The sequence below is a fragment of the Pedobacter sp. GQ55 genome (assembly GCF_059758925.1).
On record NZ_JCAXEI010000003.1, the window covers coordinates 666,247 to 688,743 of the forward strand.

The window sequence follows — 22,497 nt, forward strand, 5'->3', positions numbered from 1 at the left end:
ATGAAAGTTAAAAGAATCGTTATAGACATATCCACGCAAACCATTGATGCGGCCAGACAATTCTATCAAGTTATACTTGGACTTGATTTATTGATGGATCATGGCTGGATTAAGACCTATGGGTCTAATGAGAATCAACACATTCAGATCAATTTTGCTGCAGAAGGTGGTTCTGGTACACCGGTACCTGATTTATCTATCGAGGTTGATGATATTGATGAAGCACTTAAGCGAATGAAAGATTTTGGAATATCAATTGAATATGGTCCAATTGATGAGCCATGGGGTGTTCGTAGATTTTTTGTACGCGATCCTTTTAACAAATTAGTTAATATTTTGGCCCACATATAATTATTACACATAAATATGGAAATAACTGAATTATTAGCCAGTCACTGGGAAGATGTAAGAATGATTTATCTACATGGGATTGAAACTAAACAAGCTACTTTTCAGATAGAGGCACCAAGCTGGGAAGAATGGGACAAAGCACATCTCACAGCATTAAGATATGTAGCGATCGTTAATAATGCTATTGCTGGTTGGGCGGTGCTCTCCCCTGTTTCTTCACGATGTGTTTATTCTGGTGTAACTGAGGTTAGCGTTTACATCCATAAGGATTTCCGTGGAAAAGGTATAGGCAAGGCTTTATTACAAAAGCTCATCACCGAAAGTGAAGCAAACAACATATGGACGCTACAATCTGGTATATTTCCTGAAAACACTGCAAGCATCGTACTTCATGAAAAACTTGGTTTTAGAAAAATTGGTTATCGCGAAAAGGTTGGTAAGATGAATGGGATCTGGAGAGATACAGTGCTAATGGAAAGAAGAAGCAAAATTGCAGGACAAGATTAATAAAAAAAAGCTTATATTAATTCAGTTATCCAAAAATGTGAACAAATTTCGTTTTGTCATTATAACCTGTCTTGTTCATCTGATAACGCTGAGCGTGGTTGCAAGACAAGATATTTCTTTGAAGGAAGTAGTAAAGCTAAATCTCTCAGAGAGCCCTGGAGGCTTGTTCTATCCGGACGCTATAAAGAGGTTTGAGATTGTCAGTGAAAAGGGTATTTGGAAAAGCTACCAATTGAAAGATTCCTTAACAAGAATTTTTATCAAAAACATTTCTCAAAAGCAACTTATAGATCTGTTCCAGATCATCAACACTAAAGACACCAGTATTAAAATGGAGCGGTTCAATATTCAGCACCGGGAAATGGCAATAGCATTTGATAGCTTAATTAAAACCAATTTTTTAAAAGATGCGGGAATTACACCTCAACAAAAAATAGCATTTATAGACGCACTTCAGGATAAAAAATGAATTGAGATGATGTTGCGTAAGCAACTCATGCCACTATTTACGGATGACAGGACCAGTTATAAAATAACGATTACAACCAAATCTGGAAAGACAAAGATTATTTCAGCATTATCATTTGCCAATATTTATAATTTACCCTGGATCATCGATGACAAACAGTTGTATAACCCAAACATCAGCAGGATATATGCATCGCTAACCGGTGACGGGAGTTTTGATAAAGAGTATAAAAGATATATGTATGACAGGTTAATGCTGAATATCTTCTGGTCTGAATTTCGGACGCCTTTTGCTTGGGCGAATCTAAAAGAGAGTTTCCCCTCTGTTGTTGACAAGTTAGGAAGCACTCTTCATATGGATCGGTGTTTCAAAAACAACCACGGCTGGGGAATTACGTTCTCTTCTTCCCTACTGTCAGAGCATCTTTCAGTAGGAGGTGGTTTCAGACGGCCTGATGCCATTTTACCTAAAATGAAGCAAATGGAAAACAGACTGGTTAAACTTCGGGACCAAAACCACTACTTTTTCACACGCCTGCAGGAGATTCCTAATTTTAGGGCTCAGGCGATTGTTACCGAAAATTCCAGTGCCGAGGATCTTGACCCCATAGTATTGGAGCAATTAAAGACCAGATACAAAAAAATCGTTCCACTCCGGTTTGAACAGGTAACCTTCATAGAGGTTTATAGGGTAGCGAGTGTAGCAACCGGAACCTGGGCCGATAAATGGATGTTATTGCCAGACGATACATTGATTGTTATCCCTTACAAGAGGCCTGACGGGATTCTACATGGCACCGCCATTGTGTATGATAAAAAAGGAGATCAGCTGGAAACCCTTACTGATCTTAAACTTCCTTTTTAATTCTATAATAACAATTACCTCCATCTAACTACACCATCAGCGTGTAATTATGCCAAGGGCTTGATCTCGAAAGACAGCCTGTCGATAAAAAATTATAGCAAAAAATACAGGTAAACCATTAGAAAAAAATACAAAGATCCATCTATTGTTTGAAAAAGTAATAATTAGTCACTTTGGGTACATCTTAAAAATTACCGCTATGAAAAAATTTGGAATTATATGTTTCACCATGATGTTATTTGGTGCAGCATCTGTAAATGCACAAGGCATTTTAGACAAAATAGACCGCACGCTTGATAAAGCTGATAAAGCGGGGAAACAAGCTGATAGAGCCGGAAAAACCGGTGGTAAAATTAGTAGTTTCTTTGGCAAAAGGAAAAGTGCTGAAGAAGTTACCGCTGAAACCAAAACTATTGTAAATATTAGCGGTGTTGATTTTGCTACCCTAAAAAGCATTAATGAAAAGGCAGAGAATACTAAAGGTATAGTCAGTTCAAAAATGAAATTTAGTACATCCGGTTCAACCATTAGTTTGGAACATAGTGGTACAACCGAAGATTTGTTGATTGCTTTACAAAAAACCAATCCAACCATATTTACCGAAAAAAATATTGAAGCCTTGGAAGACGGACAAATATCAATTAAGGTTAAAAAGTAAAAGATAATACAGATGAAAAATACTTCAATTTTGATATTGGCAATAATATTTATCTCTTATCTTGCCTCCTGCAAGAAGGGTAAAGATGGGCCGTCAAACGAAGAAATTCTTAAAAATAAGATTGAGGATGTAATTCCACAGCAATATTTAGATACCCTGAAAACATTAAATTTTCCTGTAAACGAAGGTACAACACCACCTAATATGGAAGGCGCTTTTTATGTATCGCCATTAATTCTAAAGGTATCAAACATACCAGGAGACAAACCCGGCAATGCATTTCTGAGTTCAAAAGTGAAGTTTTTTGACCAGCACAATGATGATTTTGGTATAAGTTTAATTGGCGAGCATGTATTAACTTTAAGAGATACCAGCATTGTGACTGCTATATCTGGTTCAGGAAATAATTTTACCATTTACGGGAAGGTTAAATCTACTTATGGCTCCTACTCGGCCATATTTGCCACTATAATTTCGGGCGTAAAGGAAGGCAACAACATTAAAAATTATACTATTGGTATAATAAACATTGACAACACCAAAGGTGGTACAGGTATTTTTGTTCCTGAAGGAAAAGCCAGAGTTGCTTATGATTCTGACTTAATCACGGAGAGCGTTGAGTATGATGCAAAAGCAGCAAAAACTGGTAATGCAAGGACTTTAAATTTAGTAAAACCATTGGGAGGAGAGTAAATCTTTATATTTAGGCCGGGGGTTAACCACCCCCACCCGGGCCACCCGGCATCCCCTTTGGAGGACGACCCGCAAACTTCTGCACCCTTAGCGTAAAGGTGAGCAGGTAATAGCGTCCTAACCGGTTCACATTACTTTGAGTAATGGCATAAGCATTTTGCATTGAGGTAAAACCTGTATTTTCGTTAAATACATCGTACACGGAAAATCGCAGAGTGCCCACGTTATTCTTTAGAAAACGTCGCTCTATGTAAGTATTCAAGACATTGGGATTGGTTGCACCATTATAGCCTTCGTAAATCACCTTACTGTAGTTATAATTTAGCGTCCAATTTTTGAAGAAATAGAGGTTGCCATTGGTGCCAAGGGTGATGGTTTGAAAATTATTGTCTACGTTGGCCTCAGGAACCGAGTTTTTAGATTGATTAATACTATAATTGGCATTCGCCTCTGCATCTAAAACATTGGGAATATCTACCCTGAAACGTACTCCTTGCGAAAGCACGAGGTTTTTAGCCATGTTCTTTTGAATAGCTTGATTGATACCGAGAGAATCGATAACATCAGTGAGGTAAGAAATATTGTTGTTGTAAGTAACCTTACCATTAAAGAATAAGCTGTATTTGCGTTTGGCCCAAGGCTTAGCAAACGCATAATAGGCCGAAGTGTTATAAAACCCCGAAGCATTTTGATATTTTGTTAATATTGCCCCGGCAAGTCTTGGGTCCGCTGTATAATTGCGCGGATAAGTAACCGTGTTCGCTACAATCTTGTGATCAGTTTGAGTAAAACTTAGGTTCACAAAAAACGTTTTGCCCGTTCCGTCGCCGAATTTGTTATACCTGACCTGAAAACTGTTGTTGTATTCGGGCAGCAAATCTGGATTACCTTGAATCGGGTAGCTGGCCTCGGAAAAGTCGATAACCGGCTGCAATTGGTGATAAGCTGGCGAACTGCTTGCTCCCTGATAGTTGAAAGCCAGTGCCTGCAGCTCGGAGAAGTTGTACACATAATGCAGTACGGGCGAGAAATTGTATAAGGTTTTGTGTGTACGGGCAGTGACTGACGATGAGCCCTTCAGTAGCGTTGGTTGCGCCGTCAAACCGAATGTAAAGTTGTATTTCTGATCAATTATCTGGTAGTTTACCCTAAAATTATTGGTAATGAAATTAAAATTGTAATCGTTACTCAAGTCCGGATCGCGATTAACATCGCCAGCGTTAGTAACTGTATCGGTCAGCCTGCCGGCCCCTGTTTGTGCGTTGTGGTACTGGTAACTGAATTCAAGGTATGATTTTTTACTTATCGGCTCCAGGTACGACAATGAAAGACCGACACTATCAATACGGCTGTTGGTATTGATCATTTGATTCACGGGGGCATTGGCATTGCCTGCAAGATAACTGTACACAGGATTCTGGTACTGTTTATTTGTTGTTGTACCACTGGTTACCAATATACTGAGATTGCGCCCGCGCTTAGCGAACCGATGATTGTACAATGCGCTGAGGTCAAAGTTTGGCGCCTTAGCATGAGACAATAGACGTCTTGTATAATCTGAAATTAAAGTATTGTCGACATTTTGGGCTTGTAGCCTACTTGCAAAAGTTTGATCGGTGTGCACCCCGCTGTAAGAAAACGTTGGGATGAACTTAAAGTAAGTTACTGTATCTGGTTTGTATTCTATATTGAGTTTAATGCGGTGGTTAAGGTTCTGGGTATTGTCGGTAGTACTGCTGTTCTGGATTGAGGGTAACTGCCCTGAGATGTTATTTTGGAGTGTTTTTGAAGTGGTGTATACTGAGTTATCTGCAAGGCTATAGCTTCCGTAAACTTTTACTTTTTTGCTCCAATCATCACGATAGTTAAAGCCTAGCGAACGTGTGTTAGTAATACCCTTCGGGTCGGGACCAAACACGTTCGGGCGGTCTCCACCGGTAAAGGTGAACAGGCTTGTATTGGTATTGTTAAGGTCACCTGATAGGGTTATCTGACGCTTTCCCTGGAAACTGAATATATTGGTTGAAGCGACATAGCGGCCACCAGTCTTTGTCCCGCCTTTTCCTTGAATAGCATCACGCCCACCTCCCATCGTTCCCTGGCCAAAATAGCCATGATCTTTATCCTTCTTGATATTGATGTTTAATACCTTTTGTGGGTCGCCGATTTTGATGCCCGTAATATTGGCCTGATCGCCGTAATCGTTTATGACCTGTACATTCTGCACCAGATTTGCAGGCAAGTTGCGGGTAAGGCTTTTGACATCACCCGCCATATAATCTTTTCCATTGAGCCGTACTTTGTTTACTTGCTTACCCTGTGCGGTGATGTTACCATCATTGCTTACTTCTAAACCAGGCATTTTCTTGATGGCGTCTTCTATTACTGCACCTTCGCGCACTTTGTATGCTGCTGCATTGTATTCAATGGTATCCTCCTTTATTTTGACCGCATTCGCATTAGTGACCGTAATGCCCTGAAGTGTAATGGGGTCATTCTTTAAAATGATTGGATCTAATTCGGCAATAGCACTGCCAGGATCAATATTGTACCGCCGTTTAACACCCTGATAACCTAAAGAAGAAACCACCAGGCTGAACTGATTAACTGATAACAAAGAGAAAGTAAACCTACCGTTGGAATTAGTAGCCACAACTGAACTATCTTTATCTGTTAGTAATTTAACCGTTGCCCAAGGCAATGTTGCCCCTGTGGAATCCTTTACCAAGCCGGTTACCTGTCGACCGGTTTGTGCGCAAACCTGCATAGTGAAAAACAACGCAGCAGTGGAAAGAAAATGTAGAACTTTCATGATCCCTGATTTGTTGCGTTGCAGACTAAAACGGCTGTTGCAATTTTGTTGCCATCTGGATCTGATTCGTATGTGACTATTGTTACCCTGTTGCCTATTTTCAAATCGGATGCTAATATGACACCTACCGAGTTCCTGATGGTTGTCTGGTTGGTAAGCTTAATTATTATTTTGCCGCCATCACGTCGTTGAATAATAATGGCGCGATTTCCGGTACTTACAATCTGTCCGAGGCCACCGGTGCCACCACAGGGGTCGTTGTCTTGAGGAATTCCATCTTGGTCCCTATCAGCACGATCAGACCGTCGACGCTCTGGACCCGGTTCGAAACGCACCGGAAACTGACCCTTCTGATAAATGACAAGACCATAACAGGCAGTGCCAGCAACAACCATCATCATAATTGCAGCAATCCTAATATTTTTGGATTCCATCAAACGAACCTTCTTTGCCAGAATGGTAAATACCCAATAGCCTACCATAACGCCTAGCCCATTCAATATAACATCATCGATATCAAATATACCCACGCGCAATACCACCTGTAATCCCTCGATTGCAAAACCCGCGGCAACTGCAAGCATAGCCATTTTTTTCCATGTGATGTTCCGAAAGGCCAAAGGTCCCAGCAATCCTACTGGCACCAGTAGAATAATGTTTCCGACAAGATTAATGCCTCCGATAATCAGACCCTTCTCGCCTAGCAGATACACCAAAATGGTTTTGAACGGTACTAAGTTGGCGGGGCCTGTTTGCGATCCTCCAAAATAAATCATCAGTGAGCCTATCCTGATCATGGGCACGTCCTTAAAAACCATTACCTTGATCAGGATCGCGCTATAAGCAATGAGAATAAATGTTGATATTAAATGCTTCTTCATGGAGACAAAGCAAAAACATTATTTACACACCCCGAAATGTAATATACCGCGACCAGTCGAGCATAGACAGGGGTTTCTTTTTGTTCGATTAAGGACATTTTATCTATCATAAAAAACCGGTAATGCCCGCTAAAGGATGAAAAGTGGCTGTTCGTCGGCACAAAATGGCTCAATAGCGCTTGAATTTGCAGGAAACCAGCTAATAAGTGATATTGCACCGGTTTTTGTTGTGTTCCGGACAAATACTGAAACCAGTTTTATAAAATGAAACCATTACTGTCAAAAAGCAAGCTGATAACCATATTGATACATATCCTGGTTTGGAGTGTATTCGGTCTGGCCATTTTTTTTTATCTACCATTTTTTTCAGGGATTAATATTCATTACGCGTTCTGGATAAGACAGGTAATTACACTTGGCCTGCTGGTAGTCGCATTTTATATCAATGCTTTTGTTCTTGTGCCGAGGTTTTTATTAAAAAAACATCCTGGTTACTATTTTGCAATAATCATTGGGGTGATTATAGTTATCGTGCTTTTAGATGGCTGGAGTGAACCGGCGCTTAACTTTCATCAATGGTTGTTTGACGAATCTTTTCATAAGCGCTTGATGATGAAAATATTGGCACACCGCGGAGAAAATATATTGCAAGTGTTTACTTTAGTTATATCTGTTATGGTGCTTGGTATTAGTACCAGCCTGGCCACCATAAGGAAATGGCAAAAAGATAAGCAGAAACGTGAGGAGATGGAAAAAGACAAGATCACTTCAGAGTTGTCGTTCCTTAAGGCACAGATCAACCCGCATTTCTTCTTTAATACACTGAACAATATTTATGTGCTTACCCAGGTTGATGGAGATATGGCCGGCGAGGCCATTCATCAGCTCTCGCGCATGATGCGGTATTTACTTTATGAAACGCAACAGGGACAAACCCAGCTGAGCCAGGAAATTGCCTTTGTGGAGGATTACATTAGTCTGATGCAATTACGATTAACCGAGGCGGCGAAGGTAAACATTGATACTCCCCCGCACTTAAAGGATATGCCGATGGCACCAATGATTTTATTGCCTTTCCTTGAAAATGCCTTTAAGCATGGGGTAAGTGCGACAGCGCCAAGTCATATCGATATCATGATTACCCAACGGGATAGCGTGCTTGATATTACTGTAAAAAATTCGATAATGAAGGATAATAGTGTTAGCTTAGATACTAGCGGCGGCATTGGTTTGGTGAATACCCGCAGGAGGCTCGAGCTGCTTTACCCAGGTAAACATAAACTAGAGATCTGCGAGCTTAATGCCGATAATGAGTACACTGTTCACTTAATTCTGGATCTGTTATGATATTGAATTGCATCGCGGTTGATGATGAACCTCTGGCACTTAGTCAGGTGTGCAAATTCATTGAACAAACGCCTTTTTTAAAACTGGCAGGCAAATACGCAAATGCTGTGCACGCACTAAAAGCCATTCGCACGCAAAAGATTGACCTCATATTTCTGGATATACAAATGCCCGATCTGAATGGCATTGAGCTGGCACGCGTGCTGGACACGGGGCTGGACAAGCCACGCATTATATTTACTACCGCTTACAATCAGTTCGCTCTGGAGGGATACACGGTAGATGCTTTGGATTATCTGTTAAAGCCCTTTAATTACAAAGAATTCCACAGGACTGCCCAAAAGGCATTGAATTACGCTGAATTGCTAAACAGGCCTGCTGTAAACCCCTCCCCGGCAAATGAAACAGAAAGTGCGGACGACAATTATCTTTTTCTGAAAGTAGAATATCAACTTGTGCGCATCGCTCTGGATGATATTCTATATATTGAAGGTTTGAAGGATTATGTAAAGATTGAACTGAAGAACGCCGAGAAAGCAACCCTATCGCGCACCAGCCTGAAAGCATTGGAAGAAAAATTACCCCCGAAACGTTTCATGCGCGTGCATCGTTCGTTTATCGTTTCGCTGGATAAGATCACATCTATGACCAAAAGCTCGGTGCATATTGGCAAGATGATGATCAGCGTTGGCGACCAGCATAAAGATGCGTTCGCGCAGTTTGTTGGGAAATGGATTTGAAGTTTCGGAGACATGAAATTTTAATTTTCGTTTAAGGCACTTCGTTTCCTTTCTTCTTCTGCACTATTACTTTTCTTTGTATTTTTTATCGTGCCGCCAAAATTGTAACTCAGGTTCAGTTTCACCATTCTGGTTTCGAACTGGTTTCGCCATAATTGCTGTACAGTACCACTGTTTTGTTGGTAGTAATTTCGATATGATTTAAACAGATCAACAATACTAAGCTGGGCGGAGGCACGTTTATTTAAAAACTGCTGCCGCATACCCGCGGTTAAATAGGCAAAAGCCTGATTGGTAATCGAGCGGCTGATACTTTTACCCTGGTAATTGAAAAGAAACATCAAAGAGAAGTCCTTACTGAGCGAGAAACTATTGTACGAAGTTCCCGAGAGACTAAAAATACCATCGTTCTGCAAGAAAATACCATTAAATTCGCCTTTGAAAGATCGTTTCGATAAAACAGCATTGGTGCTGGTATACCACCATGGCAGTACCTGTTTGCCATACATGGCTTGCAGGGTAAAATAACCACTATAATCGGCATTACCAGGCAATGTAGTAATAACGCGGTCATTTAGCCGGACAGAGAGACTGGTAAAATCATTGGCACTGTAACTGTATGTCAGACCAAAGAAAAATGCGTTTTTATAGCCATACCACAGGTCGGCATTGTAGGCAACGGCAGGTAAAAGTGCGGGATTTCCCTGTTGTAAATTATTACTACTAATGATGCGTATCAGCGGGTTTAAACTTTCGTAACCCGGACGTTCTACCCTTTTGTTGAGCCCTAATGTAAGGTTATGGTTTTTAGTTAGTTTATAATCAAAATGCAGGGATGGAAATGGTTGAAAGTAACTCCTGGTAAAACGGCTTGATTCAAATTGCTGCTCGCCCTGTCCGCGGCTATACTCACCTCTTATACCTAACTGATATGAAAACTTTTGGCCAGTACGACCATAAGTTAAATAAAGTGCGGAAATACTTTCTTTGTAAGCGAATAAATCGGTTTGCTGACCATTCATATCCTGATAAAAATTAGAATTTCCAGAATTGACATAACTTGTTTTCATGCCCATTTCTAATTGACGGCCATTGCCTAATGGATGAGCGTAATCCATTTTTAATGCATAAACATCAAAAACACGGTTCTGCGCTATCACACTTGGCAGATCTGAAACGGGATTCAAAGTGATGGTTCGATTGTCCTGATCGTTATAGTTTCCATAACGGTAATAATCTAAATCGATGGTTAATTCCCGGCCTACAGTATCAAACTGATGTTGCAGGCGCAAACCTGAGGAGAAGTTGGTTGCACAAATATCCACCAGATTCACAAATTGGGACTGCGAAAAGACATTCCCTGCTTGATCAGTATTATCGGTCCTGGCAACACCATCCCGATTGAAGGTTTGAAATCCCGGTTTAACTGAAGCAGACAAGGTAGTGCGTTTAGAAAGGTAAAAATCTATACCCAAGTTGGGTGTATAATTGGCGTTGGTTCTGGTGCTTTTGATATCCGAGAGAGAGTGGCCAATTGATGTGCCATTAGCATTAAGGAAGGTCGAAGCAATGTTAATGTTGTAAAAATAATCATTGTGATTGTAGTCCATGTTTAATAACAGGTTATAAATTGCCCTTTTGTAATTAAGATTAATCCCCCCATTTGCTTTTCCAAACGTCCCTTTACCTCCACCAGCATAGATATTCCCGTTTAATCCGGCTTTGTAATTGCGTTTGCGGATAATGTTAATGATGGCACCGTTTCCCGCAGCATCGTATTTGGCTGAGGGCTGAGCAATGAGTTCAACTTTTTGAATAGCCGATGAAGACATACCTTTTAGCAAGCCGGCTAATGCTTCGCCAGAAAGCGCGGTGGCTTTGCCGTCGATATAAATCTGAACCGATTTCCCGTTTAAACTAATCCGGTCATCGGGTGTAACGGTTACCCCGGGAAGCTGGTTCATTACTTCCATTATTGGCGCACCAGAACCTAATCCATTCAGATTAACGATGAGTTTATCAGCTCTTGTTTCCACAAATGGAAGCGGTGCGGAAATGTTTACAGCAGCAAGTTGCGTTGCAACGGGTTTAAGTTGTATGGCGCCCAGGGATTCAGTTTGAGCATCAGCAATATCGAAAGCTTTAGCGTAACCTGTGGCGTAACCCATCATCCTGAGCTCGATCAAATATCTGCCTGCAGGAATCTCGAATACAAAGTGTCCTTTGTCATCAGCAAGCACAGCTTTAACAGTACTGGAATCCCGACTGTTTTTTAAAGTCACCTGTACAAATGGAAGTGCGGCGCTGTTTTCATCCACTACCTCGCCTGTAACTTTGCCAGGTTTTTGCCTGGCATTACCAGGCATTGTGCTGAACAGCAAAACCAGACCTAAACAGTAATAACATCGGGTGGATTTAAGAATTAAATATAGCATAGCGTTTGGGTAAATTTGAATAACCCAAACATATAACTATTTAATTAGTTAAACAACTAACAAATTAGATATAGCAACTAAATAATTAAATACACTACCTATTTACCTGATTATCAGCCCGAAAATTTATACCGATTTGATAAGCTGAACGTACTTTTTTCCCACTCTGTAAAGCTGACTCCCATTTCGGACTTAATTTTATTACCCTTAACGCTTCTTTATCACTTGCTTTATCTAAACCATTTTCAACTTTTTCATTGGTGATTTCTCCATTAGTTTCTACGATGAAACTAACCACAACCCTTCCATCTTTATCGGAAACTTTTCTCGCGGTTCTAATCAAATATTTGCTGAAAGCTTCAAATCCGCCTGGGAAATCAGCTGCCTGATCAATTTTATTTGTGCCGTAACCGCTAAAATCAGAAGTATTAAACGAGCACAACACCGTTACCAAAACAAGCAATGGTACGCATAATATATATTTCAATAAACGATAAGTATTAGATTTCTTACGTTGCAACATCTTGATCCGTGCTTCCAATAATGAAGGATTGTAAAACGTATTTGCCAAAATGGGTCCGGCTTTGAAATTTTGTAAAAACAGTGCCATCGCATATTGTTTTTTGCTCCCGGCGAAGTTCGCTGCATATTCATCAGCAAGGTATTCATGAATAGACTTTAAGCTCTTACGGTAGCAATAAATCAGTGGATTGAACCAAAAAAACACGCCAATAAGTTCGATCAGCAGCAGGTCTAGTGTATGAAACTGTTTTACATGTATACTTTCGTGCGCATCAATCGCAACAAAATTATCAAGTTCCCGGTCAATCACTTTTGTTCTCCAAAACGAAAAAGCACTCCCTTTTTCTGGTATTTGCATTTGCTTTTTTACGCCAAAAAATTTAATTAATAATAAACCCGATGCGAGGGCTACACCAATCCAGTAGCCGATAAACAACCAATCAAATTCCTGTTCAGCTACAATTACTGGTTTTCCGCTATCAATGACCGATAATATTGAAACCATCAATTCCATTTTTGGTAATCCAATTAAGTTGGAAAGATCAAGCACTGGAAGCACCATCGACAAACAAAGTGCTGATAACAAGTAAATTCTATTCAACAGAAAAAACGTTTCGCATTTGAACAGTACAAGATAAAAAAGGTAAAATATTGTCAGCAAGATGCTCGACCAGAAAAAGTAAAACTGGGCTTCCATATGTCTAGTCTCTAATTTTATCGATCATTTTCAGCAACTGTTCTGCATCCTTCAGGTCTATTTTTTTCTCACGAACGAAAAACGAAAACATATCCTGTACAGAATTTGAGAAATAATTGCCCAGAAACTTATCTGCCTCATGGCGCATGTATTCTTCCCTGGTAATAAGCGGATAATATCGATGGGTTTTACCAAAAGCTTCATAACCAATTACACCCTTATTTTCCAAAATTCTGATAATGGTAGAAACCGTGCTGTATGCTGGTTTGGGCTCAGGCAGCTCATTGATAATTTCTTTAACAAATGCTTTTTCTAATTTCCAAAGCACCTGCATCAACTGGCTTTCAACTTTTGTCAAATCTTTTATATCCATCAACGATTTTTTATGATCAAATATCAGCTAAAAAATTAGTTACTGCAACTAAGAATTATTTTTTCAGGTATCCCTTCCTTATAATCCGGGTAGCTGCCGTGTGTTAGGGCATTACAAGCATTAACGTTTCTATGTTTATATAGCAAATGGAACTTTAGCATTCCACCTTTTTTAGTAATTTGGATAAAAAAACAAATGAAAAACCTCAGGGCACTATTCTGTATGTTGCTTGTATTGGTTTGCAGTCAGAACAGCAAGGCAGTATCAGTTAGTACCGTTATAAGAACGGCAAACACTTTTATTGAATCTTTAAATGCCGATGAGCAAAAGGCAGCTGTAATTGGTTATACTAAAGAAAATGCGACAAAATGGACCAATCTCCCGTGTGGATTGCAATGTAGAGTTGGGGTGTTATTAGGCTCACTGACAGACATACAGTTTCAAAATGCTAAAGCGGTAGTTAAGGCTGCTATGGGGACGCTTCCTTCTAAAGGTTATGACCAGGCAATGCAGATTTTAGCTACTGATGGTTTTCTGGGAACCGGCCGTAAGGGATACTCCGAGGGAAATTATATAATTGCTTTTCTGGGTAAGCCAAGTATTACAGGCAAATGGCAACTTCAGTTAGGCGGCCACCATTTGGCAGTTAACTTAACGTTTGATAACGGTAAGGTTATTAGTGCTTCGCCACTCTTTATTGGCTTAGAGCCCAAAACCTGGACTGCAAATGGAGTTACCTACGCTCCTCTTAAAGCCAATCATGATCTTTTGATAGCGATCCTGGCTTCTTTGAGCCCTGAGCAATTAGAAAGTGCCAAATTAAACAGCGGTTTTGGCGATGTATCTGTTGGCCCGGGTGCTGATGGTAAATTCCCTGCTACAAAAGCTGGATTAAAAGTGGGCGTACTAAACAAACAGCAAAAGACGCTGGTAATTGATGCCATGAAGGTCTGGGTTCAAATTGCTGATGATGCTACTGCTAAAAAGCTAATGGCGTTTTACACAGCAGAACTAGACAATACATATATCGCATATTTTGGTGGACCTACGCTTACCAACAAGGGTGACTATATACGGATTGATGGCCCCTCTGTATGGATAGAGTTTATTTGCCAGCCAGGTGCAGTATTTCCGGCCGAGGTGCATTATCATACTGTGTATAGGGATCACATCCGTGATTACGGCGGTAGTTTTAGTTTTTTTAACTAACTTTATCGCGGCTTGTTGCTGATTAGCAAAGGGCATTTAATCTTTATTAGCAATCTTAAAAATGGCATTCCCTAACATCTTTAATAAATCTGTTTCTGATGAAATAATCGCAAGAATAAACAAGCTAACACCTGAAAGCCAACCTGAATGGGGGAAAATGGATGTTGCACGCATGCTTGCGCATTGTAATGTAACGTACGAATTGGTGTTTGATAATATTCATAAAAATCCAAATGCCTTTTTAAAGTTCATTTTAAAGATGATGATCAAGAATAAGGTTGTTAATGAAAAACCTTATTGTAAGAATGGTGCTACAGCACCGCAATTTCTAATTACTGATCCCAGGGTGTTTGAAACTGAAAAAGCACGTTTGATAAGTTATATTGAAAAAACGCAGCAGTTAGGCGAAGGTCATTTCGATAATAAAGAATCGCATTCATTTGGTGTACTCACTAAAGCAGAATGGAATAATATGTTTTACAAACACCTGAATCATCATTTGAATCAGTTTGGTGTTTAATTAAAGCGTCCACCTACAAGGCCAACGTCAATTCGTAATCGCTAATGGCAAAGAACAGATTCTGAATCTGGTGAACATACTCTACCCTTTTCAAAGTGTGCTCGTTATATTGTACGATCCAGATTTCATGATTATTCTCGTCAACTGAATTTAACAAATTAAACTCATTGCTTTGGCCTTGGCTATCTTCTACATAGGTAATGAATGAGCTTAGTTTGACCTGCAACCCCAGTGATGATGCCCAATATTCGTTTATGGGAACCCCCTGATAGGAACCATGAAATGACTCCCAAAATTTTGGTGTTTTAAAGTGCTCCTCGGTTACAACAAACCAGCTTCCATCTTTAAGGCCAACAATATTTCCAATTCTTAATTCATGTGCATCCATACAATTTATTTAAATAGCTATTACTAAATATACCAACTGGCAGGCTAATTTTTTAATTTCGTTTTTAAAAAGATTAATGGGTTGTAAAAACGTTGATCGAGCTGTTTTTGGTTCATAGTTAACCAGCTGGCACAGCCGTAATCGTCAAAATTTTTACGAATCTCCAGGTGAAGGTGATGGTAATCTCCTCCGTACTTTTTCGACTCCTGTTTAGTAAATAGACGAGCGAGCTTTGTTTGTTCGGTCACCTGTTGGCCCTGACTCACATACACCTCTTTTAAGTGCTTGTAAGAAGTAAACATCACTTTACCATCTGCAAGTTTGTGTTTTACTACTACTGTGCGCTGGTTTTCTGCTAAATGTACTGAACATACAACGCCTTTTGCGATTGGATAAACACTTATCAAAGTCGTTCTAGGTTTTAAAGGATTAATATCTATTGCGGTATGTATGTGTCCCTTATAGAAGCTATCCCGATGATCTCCAAATATGCTGATTACTTTGATTTGTTTTATGTCTTTTCTGCTGGATACATCGAATGGCAATACCCAATTGCTTGCTATAACTGCTGGGACAGCATCTACATAATAGGGTTTCCATCTATCTTTATCAGTATCGATTGTTGGTTTTTGAAAGTTCAACAATAAAAGGAAAGTAGTTAAGAGCGCTGTTTTCATCATTCTACTTTTTTAAGCTTTAACATTTCTTTTTTAGACAATACTACCGGTTTAAAGGTTACGGTTTCTAATGGAAGATCATTTTTGTCTGTTTTTACAGCATTTATGGCATCAGCAACATCCATTCCTTCTACTATTTCACCGAAAACGGTATAATCATTATCTAAATGGGGTATTCCCCCTATTGTTTTGTAAGTAGCTCGATGTGATTGCGAGAATTTAATACCTTTCTTTTTTTCCAGGGCATCCAGTTGCTCGTCTGTTTGTGGTTTACCAACGACCAGATATATTTGGGTAAGGTATGAGCTCTTTTCGGGATTGTCATTTCTGCCAGCTCCAAGAGCACCTTTTTTATGAAACAGTGTTGGGGTTATCTCTGCGGCTAAGCGTTGTATTGATACTTCGGGATGCAGTTTTTCTCTTTCAAGAATAGTTTCGTCTAGCTCCCCTCCCTGGCTTACAAAGGATTTAATGACACGATTAAATTGCGCGTTATTGTAAAGACCTTTTTTAATAGTTTGGAGAAACATGTCTCTATGTTTAGGCGTTTCATCGTACAATATCAAGGTAATGTTTCCCTTGTTGGTAATGAGTTTTACATAGGTAGACTGGGCGTTAGCAACCAACGCGAATAATAAAAGTAGCAAAGTTAGGACAGAAGGTCTCATGTGATTTTTCCAGTTTTAAGAATATCTAACGAATATAAAAGATTATTTGATTGATCCTGTCGATATATTCTTTCTTTCTGTCGGTAAATTAACAGATCTGGCAGATTGCGTGTGTTCCTTGATGGTCCGTGGCATAGGCATTGCACTATGGCTATCAAATAAAACACACGTAAAATGAAAAGAATACTTTTAGCTGTAGTTTTCGGAGTAGCTTCGTTAAGCAGCATAAACACTCAAGCGCAGGTAAGCGTAAATATAAATATAGGTTCTCAACCTCAATGGGGGCCGGCTGGCTATGATCATGTTGATTATTATTATCTTCCTGATATAGACACTTATTACAACGTACCTAATAAACAATACATTTACCTGAATAACGGAAATTGGGTGTTTAATAATAGTTTGCCCTCAAGGTATAGGAACTATGATTTGTATAATAGTTACAAAGTTGTGATTAACTCGCCTAAACCTTATTTGTCGCATAAAGTACATATTAAAGAATATAGCAAATACAAAGGTTACAAAGGAAAACAAAGAGTAATTAGAGATAGCAGAAGCATTAGACAAGCCAAACCTGCCAATAACAAAAACAAATACCGTGAGGCAAAAGGTAATAGCAAATCCCGTGAAGGTAAAGGCAATGACAAACATGGTAACAGGAATGGTAATAATGGGAAACATTAGAATTAAATAGATCAATAAAAAAAGCTGTACAATACCACGAATGGTCGGAAGATTAAATCTTCCGACTTTTTTATTTTCAGAGCATGGTTCTATTTTTTTAATTTGTTTTCATCATTAATTTCAGGTACACTAACCGCTGTAAATCAATGAGATATGGCCATATTTAAAGATCAAAGAGAACAAACAAGGCTATAAAACTTCCAAAAGACGATTTGGAATGGAAGTAAGGGGTTTAGCCATCGCCTTAATTGTTATACAATGTGGTGGCGATCCCGGGCTTTTTTTAAAAATATAGAAATGTCCGGAATTCCTTCCGACCATTCGTGGTATTGTACAGCCTTTTTTATTGATCTATTTAAACGAACCCTGCCCTTTTAATGCTTTAACGACCTGCTCAATTAAACCTGCCTCAACAAACGGTTTACTAACTATGCCAGAGAATCCTTTGGTCAGGATTTTATTCATTTCAAATTCTTCCGGGCTTGCGCTAATTACAATTACAGGTAGTTTGTTCAATGGATCCGGTAATTTCTTTATGGATTGAAGAAGCTCATATCCATTCATTTCAGGCATCTGAATATCAGTTAAAACGATTGTGATAGTCTCTTTAGCTAGAACATCCAAAGCTTGTTTCCCATTTGCCGCGCTATAGAATTTAACGTTCCATTTTTGCGTCATCATTTTCAAGAATTTCAGATTTAGCTCGTTGTCATCAACAGCAAGTATACTTATTCCATTAAATAATGATAAAGGGTCCTCAGTAGTTTGATTTACTGTAACCTCTCCGATGCTAATATTTTCCAGATAGGGGATGTAAAAACTAAAGGTACTCCCTCTGCCTTCTGTGCTCTTTACGTTTATTTTACCACCTTGAAGTTCTACAAACTGTTTACAGATATATAGTCCAAGGCCTGTACCGGTTTTACCTTTTGAAGAATTTGTTTGATAATATTTGGAAAACAGGTTAGTTTGCTGATCGGCACTGATTCCCATTCCCGTATCTGTTATGCCTACCTCTAATCTAGGTTTATCGCCCTCTTTAGTTAATATGGCATTTACGGTAATCTCTCCTTCTTTGGTATATTTTATGGCATTGCTTAACAGGTTAATCATAATTTGTTTTAACCTAAAACTATCACCGAGTAAAATGGCCTCTTTATCTCCTTCAAATTCATAGCTCAGTTTCAGCATTTTCTTAGTGGCACTGAATTCCATGTTTTCGATTAAACCTCTAAGTATAAAATCAGGGTTAAACGGATCGGTATTGAACTTGAACTCACTGTTCTCCATTTTTGCCGCATCGAGGGTGTCATTCAAAGTACCCAATAGCATATCCGATGATAATCGGATAGAATCTAACATATCGGATTGACGTTTTGATAACTCTGTTTGACTGAATATATATAAGAACCCCTTAATAGCGGTTAGCGGATTCCTTATTTCATGACTCATATGCAGTAAAAGATCCATTTTTTGCTGTGCAATGGTAACAGCTCTTTCGTTTTCCTTACGTAATTGTTTTTCAGAACCGTTAAGTTTTACTATAAATACAATTAGTAGCATGGCAAAGACCAGAACAAGAAAAAGAGCAGCCAAATACAGCCTGTTCAATAAATCTGTTGATTCCTGGTAACTTTTAAAGGCCATTGTTTTAAATTCATCGGCCATATTGTAGTTAAGCGTTTTAACCTCGTTAATTATGTTTTCCAGTTCAGTGCTAATGTGATCATTCAGGCTTATCAATTCGCGCTGCATGGCAAGCATCTTTACATTTCTTTCTTGCAGTTGCTGCAATTTATCCAAGTATATGGCCCTATCTCTGCCACCCCCCTTTCGGGTTGCTTGTGCTGAGTTCTCTGTTTCCTGGCGATGGTTAATTTCAACTACGGCTGTTGGTGAAGTAGCTGTTTTGTTAGAAATAGCATCCTTTAATCTCGAAAAGTGGCCTTTTTTCTGAACAATTACTTCTTTACGAACGGTATCTGTTTTACTTTTTACTTTGTTGCGTGATTTGATACTGGTAACCAGTTTTTCTTCGCCCTTACTGCCCTCAGCTTCAAAGGTGGCATAAACAGTTAGCAGGGAATCGAAATTATGCTTAAGAGAATACAGCTTGTCTGAAAGTTGCAGCTTTTTATTATACCAATCTTTCACTTTTATGCTTTGATCCGGCGTTATCTGAAGTGTATCTGTGGTTCTTTTTAATAAGGTGTCAATCTCATTAAAGGCTTTAGACAGCTTGGCTTTATAGTCGGCACTTTTTGTACTTTTAACATTTAGTAAGGACTCTTGAAAGTCATCTTCTGCCTGATGCAGCAACAACAGTATTTGCTGGGGTTTGGAGCCATCAACATCTACATTGTTGGCTTGCTTAACTATATTTTCTAATTTATGCGATATAGAGTTACGCACAAAAAGTGCGGCAACTGCTAGAACAATTACAATAGCCAAAAAAGCAAGAAGGATTTTCCTGGATTGAGTTCGTGTATATGTTACTTTCATTAAATTATGTTAAACAACGAGGATAAATTGTGACAAAAAATTGCGATCACGCTCTGCACATAGGCAAATAGCATACCAATGCCTTTAGCATCGTTTATCACTACTTTAGTCCGCCCTCCTTTTATTTATTACCCATTACAAGAAAATTTTTGCTCAACTTGTAGATAAAATAGTTTTAATCTAATGTGCTTTGCTCTGCTTGGTGACCAAGGTAAGCAAGATGATCAGCTATTTCGTCTGTTTTAACAAGGTCGGCTTGCTTGTTCATTTGTTCTTTTTTGATTGTACCAGCTTTATTTTGGGTAAATAAAACACCTACAACTATGCCAACTGCAAGTCCAGCTATAAATCCAAAGGAGGTTTTTGAGTGATCAGCTTTTTTGAATTTCATAATATAAGGTTTGTATTTAGAACATTTTGATTATGAAAGTGTTTTAAGAAATTTTGTTACCTTGTAAATACCAAATAGATAAGTAATGAAAATAGCGCTCCCAATTTCTTTATTACTCAGTATTTCTTCAATTACTTTTGCTCAGACAACAACTTTAGGAACAGTAACCATGAACGGTTCTGAATTAAATAAGATGATAGATCAAAGTAAGGATGTGTATGATGAGGAGGGAAACAAAGTTGATTCACTGAAAGTGGCTAACTTGCTTCAGGGAAAGGAATATCGAATTGTTTTGAAGAAAAAAGATTCGGACAGCCAGTTTAGAAAAATCATTGAAAAAAGGAACCTTAAAAAGGAGGCGGAAACATTTGAACTCATAAAGATATCCTTACGCCCGGCCAGCCCCAAGTTGAGGGTTGGGTCTGTATTGGATCTTGATCCGTTGGCTAAGAAAACGAATATTGATGCCCTGGAAAAAAAATCTATACTAATGATTTTTTGGCATCCAAACTGTTTTGAAACTGGAGATTATAATAAAGTGAACGAAGTTATAAGATCAGTAAAAAATCCAGAAAATCTGGAAGTTTTACTGATCACTTATGAAACGGTAGATAAAGTTGCTGAGGGATTAAAACAGACTCCTATCTTTTATACTAAACTACTTATAGATGCCTCTTCTATTACCAAAGCATATCAGACTAACAATATGCCATTATTGATAGTAACAGATCAGAATCATACCATTAATTTTGCTTCAATGGGATGTTCTGATGATGTTGTACTTGGTCTGAAACAAGCCATTTCGGAAGTCGACAAATAACGGTTTAATCAGTATGTACCTTGGTATAACAGATTTCTGACCGCCCATTGTTTTCTCTTACCCAGGCTACCAGCACCCCATTATTTGTAGAGGTAATTACTGCATGATGATCTGGCTGCTGCCCGTCAGTAATTGAGGTAGTTTTACCGCCTTTCGCTGGCGCTAAGATTCTCAATACTATTTTTGAATTTGCAGCCGGTCCATGGTTCATAGTCATACCTCCATGCGAGTGCCTCATTGCCATTGGTTTCGCTTCCGGTTCATCTTTCAATTCTTCACAAACCATTGCCAGTTCATCGTTTACTAGAGAGATTAACTGAGGATGCCTGCCCTGCGCGGTAATTAACCTGCGCTTATTGAAATCCGGAGCCTTGTTTAATGAGGCCTTATAGATACCTGATCCGCCCCCTGCGGTAAACCAAACAGCATTTACACCATCTCTTGTAACTGCAAGTGAGGGGCCCGAATGCGGACAGCCCTGGATCTGCCAATTGTCGTTACTAATGGTTTTCACAGCAGTAAACGTTTTTCCATTGTCGGTAGATAGCTTATAACCCATATCCCGAACCTGTTTGTCTGAAAGACCAGTTGGAAATGTGATATTTCTGTAAGCCAAATGAATATTCCCTGCTTTATCAGTAAGAATATCTGTTCTGCAGCACTCACACGTACCTTTTTCCAGGCAGGTATCTGCACCAAATCCTTTGCCTTTGGTTGTTCTGGTAAAGAATAAGGCCGAGCCTTTAATGCTTTTGCCAAAACGCCCATCAAGCCATACGGCAGCAAGTTCTCCGTCTTTTAAGGTAGTGATGTCAAAAAAACTGCGTCCATAACTGTGCGTTGTATCTGAGTGTAGAAATTTTGATGCAGACCAGGTTTTGCCATTATCCGTAGAGGAACTGTAGTAAATAGCGCCTGCATAAGGGCTTTTTTCATTAGCAAACCGCTTTGAGTACACAGCGATCACAGTGCCATCTGCCTTAAAGGCTACTTTCCCCATACTTTCGGCGGATGTACTGATCCCGCCGGAAGCGGGAACAGTAACTGGGTTGCCAAACGTATTGGCTTGTTCATTATAACTTGCATATCTTAACCGATAAAGAGAATCTTTACCCTCCTGTTCAGACCAGCAAAGAACCGGATTGCCTTTGCTATCCTGAATTAGGTAAGCCCCTACTGCTACCCCCTGGGTAGCTAAAGTGCCAATTGTAGCTTTGTCTTGGGTTTGCTTACATGCTGCAAGAAAAATAAATCCTGTAAGCAGTATTGTTATTATTCTGTTCATTTTA

General features: G+C 39.2%; 23 protein-coding genes. 12 read left to right on the forward strand and 11 right to left on the reverse strand.

Features of this window, described 5'->3' with window-relative positions; translation table 11 throughout:
- The 6 genes from AC6CH7_RS11815 (at position 1) to AC6CH7_RS11840 (ending at position 3,542) form a co-directional block, all read left to right on the forward strand.
- Positions 1 to 351 (forward strand): VOC family protein, encoded by a 351-nt coding sequence (locus AC6CH7_RS11815; RefSeq protein ID WP_498262903.1) that lies wholly within the window; start codon positions 1 to 3, stop codon positions 349 to 351.
- Positions 352 to 366: 15 nt separating this feature from the next.
- Entirely contained in the window at positions 367 to 858 is a 492-nt protein-coding gene (locus AC6CH7_RS11820; protein ID WP_498262904.1) for a GNAT family N-acetyltransferase, read from the forward strand.
- Positions 859 to 895: 37 nt separating this feature from the next.
- Positions 896 to 1,327 (forward strand): hypothetical protein, encoded by a 432-nt coding sequence (locus AC6CH7_RS11825; protein WP_498262905.1) that lies wholly within the window; start codon positions 896 to 898, stop codon positions 1,325 to 1,327.
- Between the two features lie 6 nt (positions 1,328 to 1,333).
- Positions 1,334 to 2,191, forward strand: coding sequence for a hypothetical protein (locus tag AC6CH7_RS11830; RefSeq protein WP_498262906.1), 858 nt, complete (start codon positions 1,334 to 1,336; stop codon positions 2,189 to 2,191).
- Between the two features lie 199 nt (positions 2,192 to 2,390).
- Positions 2,391 to 2,849 (forward strand): hypothetical protein, encoded by a 459-nt coding sequence (locus AC6CH7_RS11835; RefSeq protein ID WP_498262907.1) that lies wholly within the window; start codon positions 2,391 to 2,393, stop codon positions 2,847 to 2,849.
- A gap of 12 nt (positions 2,850 to 2,861) precedes the next feature.
- Positions 2,862 to 3,542, forward strand: a complete 681-nt coding sequence (locus AC6CH7_RS11840) for a hypothetical protein (RefSeq protein WP_498262908.1) — start codon at positions 2,862 to 2,864, stop codon at positions 3,540 to 3,542.
- A 22-nt stretch (positions 3,543 to 3,564) separates the two neighbouring features.
- On the opposite strand, the gene AC6CH7_RS11845 is transcribed toward AC6CH7_RS11840, so the two are convergent.
- Positions 3,565 to 6,354: a TonB-dependent receptor gene (locus tag AC6CH7_RS11845; RefSeq protein ID WP_498262909.1), complete on the reverse strand. Its 2,790-nt coding sequence runs from the start codon at positions 6,352 to 6,354 to the stop codon at positions 3,565 to 3,567.
- Positions 6,351 to 7,235, reverse strand: coding sequence for a VanZ family protein (locus AC6CH7_RS11850; RefSeq protein ID WP_498262910.1), 885 nt, complete (start codon positions 7,233 to 7,235; stop codon positions 6,351 to 6,353). The genes AC6CH7_RS11845 and AC6CH7_RS11850 overlap by 4 nt, the downstream gene beginning before the upstream one ends.
- 264 nt (positions 7,236 to 7,499) lie before the next feature.
- Between AC6CH7_RS11850 and AC6CH7_RS11855 the strand changes: the two genes are divergently transcribed.
- A complete protein-coding gene (locus AC6CH7_RS11855; RefSeq protein ID WP_498262911.1) occupies positions 7,500 to 8,582 on the forward strand; it encodes a sensor histidine kinase in 1,083 nt (360 codons plus the stop codon).
- Positions 8,579 to 9,322 (forward strand): LytR/AlgR family response regulator transcription factor, encoded by a 744-nt coding sequence (locus AC6CH7_RS11860; RefSeq protein ID WP_498262912.1) that lies wholly within the window; start codon positions 8,579 to 8,581, stop codon positions 9,320 to 9,322. Before AC6CH7_RS11855 ends, AC6CH7_RS11860 begins: the two co-directional genes overlap by 4 nt.
- A gap of 20 nt (positions 9,323 to 9,342) precedes the next feature.
- On the opposite strand, the gene AC6CH7_RS11865 is transcribed toward AC6CH7_RS11860, so the two are convergent.
- The 3 genes from AC6CH7_RS11865 to AC6CH7_RS11875 form a co-directional block, all read right to left on the reverse strand.
- A complete protein-coding gene (locus AC6CH7_RS11865) occupies positions 9,343 to 11,757 on the reverse strand; it encodes an outer membrane beta-barrel protein (RefSeq protein ID WP_498262913.1) in 2,415 nt (804 codons plus the stop codon).
- 94 nt (positions 11,758 to 11,851) lie between these two features.
- Positions 11,852 to 12,784, reverse strand: a complete 933-nt coding sequence (locus tag AC6CH7_RS11870; protein WP_498262914.1) for an energy transducer TonB — start codon at positions 12,782 to 12,784, stop codon at positions 11,852 to 11,854.
- Between the two features lie 196 nt (positions 12,785 to 12,980).
- Positions 12,981 to 13,349 carry a BlaI/MecI/CopY family transcriptional regulator gene (locus AC6CH7_RS11875; protein ID WP_498262915.1) on the reverse strand — a complete coding sequence of 123 codons (369 nt, stop codon included), beginning with the start codon at positions 13,347 to 13,349 and terminating at the stop codon, positions 12,981 to 12,983.
- Positions 13,350 to 13,544: 195 nt separating this feature from the next.
- Between AC6CH7_RS11875 and AC6CH7_RS11880 the strand changes: the two genes are divergently transcribed.
- Both AC6CH7_RS11880 and AC6CH7_RS11885 read left to right on the forward strand, forming a co-directional pair.
- Positions 13,545 to 14,558, forward strand: coding sequence for a DUF3500 domain-containing protein (locus AC6CH7_RS11880; RefSeq protein ID WP_498262916.1), 1,014 nt, complete (start codon positions 13,545 to 13,547; stop codon positions 14,556 to 14,558).
- A 61-nt stretch (positions 14,559 to 14,619) separates the two neighbouring features.
- Complete coding sequence (locus AC6CH7_RS11885; RefSeq protein ID WP_498262917.1) at positions 14,620 to 15,078, forward strand: DUF1569 domain-containing protein; 459 nt, start codon at positions 14,620 to 14,622, stop codon at positions 15,076 to 15,078.
- A 13-nt stretch (positions 15,079 to 15,091) separates the two neighbouring features.
- Here the strand turns inward: AC6CH7_RS11885 and AC6CH7_RS11890 are convergent, their stop codons facing one another.
- Genes AC6CH7_RS11890 through AC6CH7_RS11900 form a run of 3 tightly spaced genes read right to left on the reverse strand, consistent with a single transcriptional unit; the run spans position 15,092 to position 16,811 of the window.
- Entirely contained in the window at positions 15,092 to 15,466 is a 375-nt protein-coding gene (locus tag AC6CH7_RS11890; protein ID WP_498262918.1) for a hypothetical protein, read from the reverse strand.
- Between the two features lie 44 nt (positions 15,467 to 15,510).
- Positions 15,511 to 16,146 carry a M23 family metallopeptidase gene (locus tag AC6CH7_RS11895; protein WP_498262919.1) on the reverse strand — a complete coding sequence of 212 codons (636 nt, stop codon included), beginning with the start codon at positions 16,144 to 16,146 and terminating at the stop codon, positions 15,511 to 15,513.
- Complete coding sequence (locus AC6CH7_RS11900) at positions 16,143 to 16,811, reverse strand: peptidylprolyl isomerase (protein WP_498262920.1); 669 nt, start codon at positions 16,809 to 16,811, stop codon at positions 16,143 to 16,145. The genes AC6CH7_RS11895 and AC6CH7_RS11900 overlap by 4 nt, the downstream gene beginning before the upstream one ends.
- A 174-nt stretch (positions 16,812 to 16,985) precedes the next feature.
- Between AC6CH7_RS11900 and AC6CH7_RS11905 the strand changes: the two genes are divergently transcribed.
- Positions 16,986 to 17,495, forward strand: coding sequence for a hypothetical protein (locus AC6CH7_RS11905; protein WP_498262921.1), 510 nt, complete (start codon positions 16,986 to 16,988; stop codon positions 17,493 to 17,495).
- Positions 17,496 to 17,846: 351 nt separating this feature from the next.
- Here AC6CH7_RS11905 and AC6CH7_RS11910 read toward each other — a convergent pair whose 3' ends face one another.
- Positions 17,847 to 19,997: a hybrid sensor histidine kinase/response regulator gene (locus AC6CH7_RS11910; protein WP_498262922.1), complete on the reverse strand. Its 2,151-nt coding sequence runs from the start codon at positions 19,995 to 19,997 to the stop codon at positions 17,847 to 17,849.
- A gap of 175 nt (positions 19,998 to 20,172) precedes the next feature.
- Complete coding sequence (locus AC6CH7_RS11915) at positions 20,173 to 20,388, reverse strand: hypothetical protein (protein WP_498262923.1); 216 nt, start codon at positions 20,386 to 20,388, stop codon at positions 20,173 to 20,175.
- A gap of 85 nt (positions 20,389 to 20,473) precedes the next feature.
- Between AC6CH7_RS11915 and AC6CH7_RS11920 the strand changes: the two genes are divergently transcribed.
- Positions 20,474 to 21,208, forward strand: coding sequence for a hypothetical protein (locus AC6CH7_RS11920; RefSeq protein WP_498262924.1), 735 nt, complete (start codon positions 20,474 to 20,476; stop codon positions 21,206 to 21,208).
- A 4-nt stretch (positions 21,209 to 21,212) separates the two neighbouring features.
- Here the strand turns inward: AC6CH7_RS11920 and AC6CH7_RS11925 are convergent, their stop codons facing one another.
- A complete protein-coding gene (locus AC6CH7_RS11925; RefSeq protein ID WP_498262925.1) occupies positions 21,213 to 22,493 on the reverse strand; it encodes a sialidase family protein in 1,281 nt (426 codons plus the stop codon).
- Between the last annotated feature and the right edge of the window lie 4 nt (positions 22,494 to 22,497).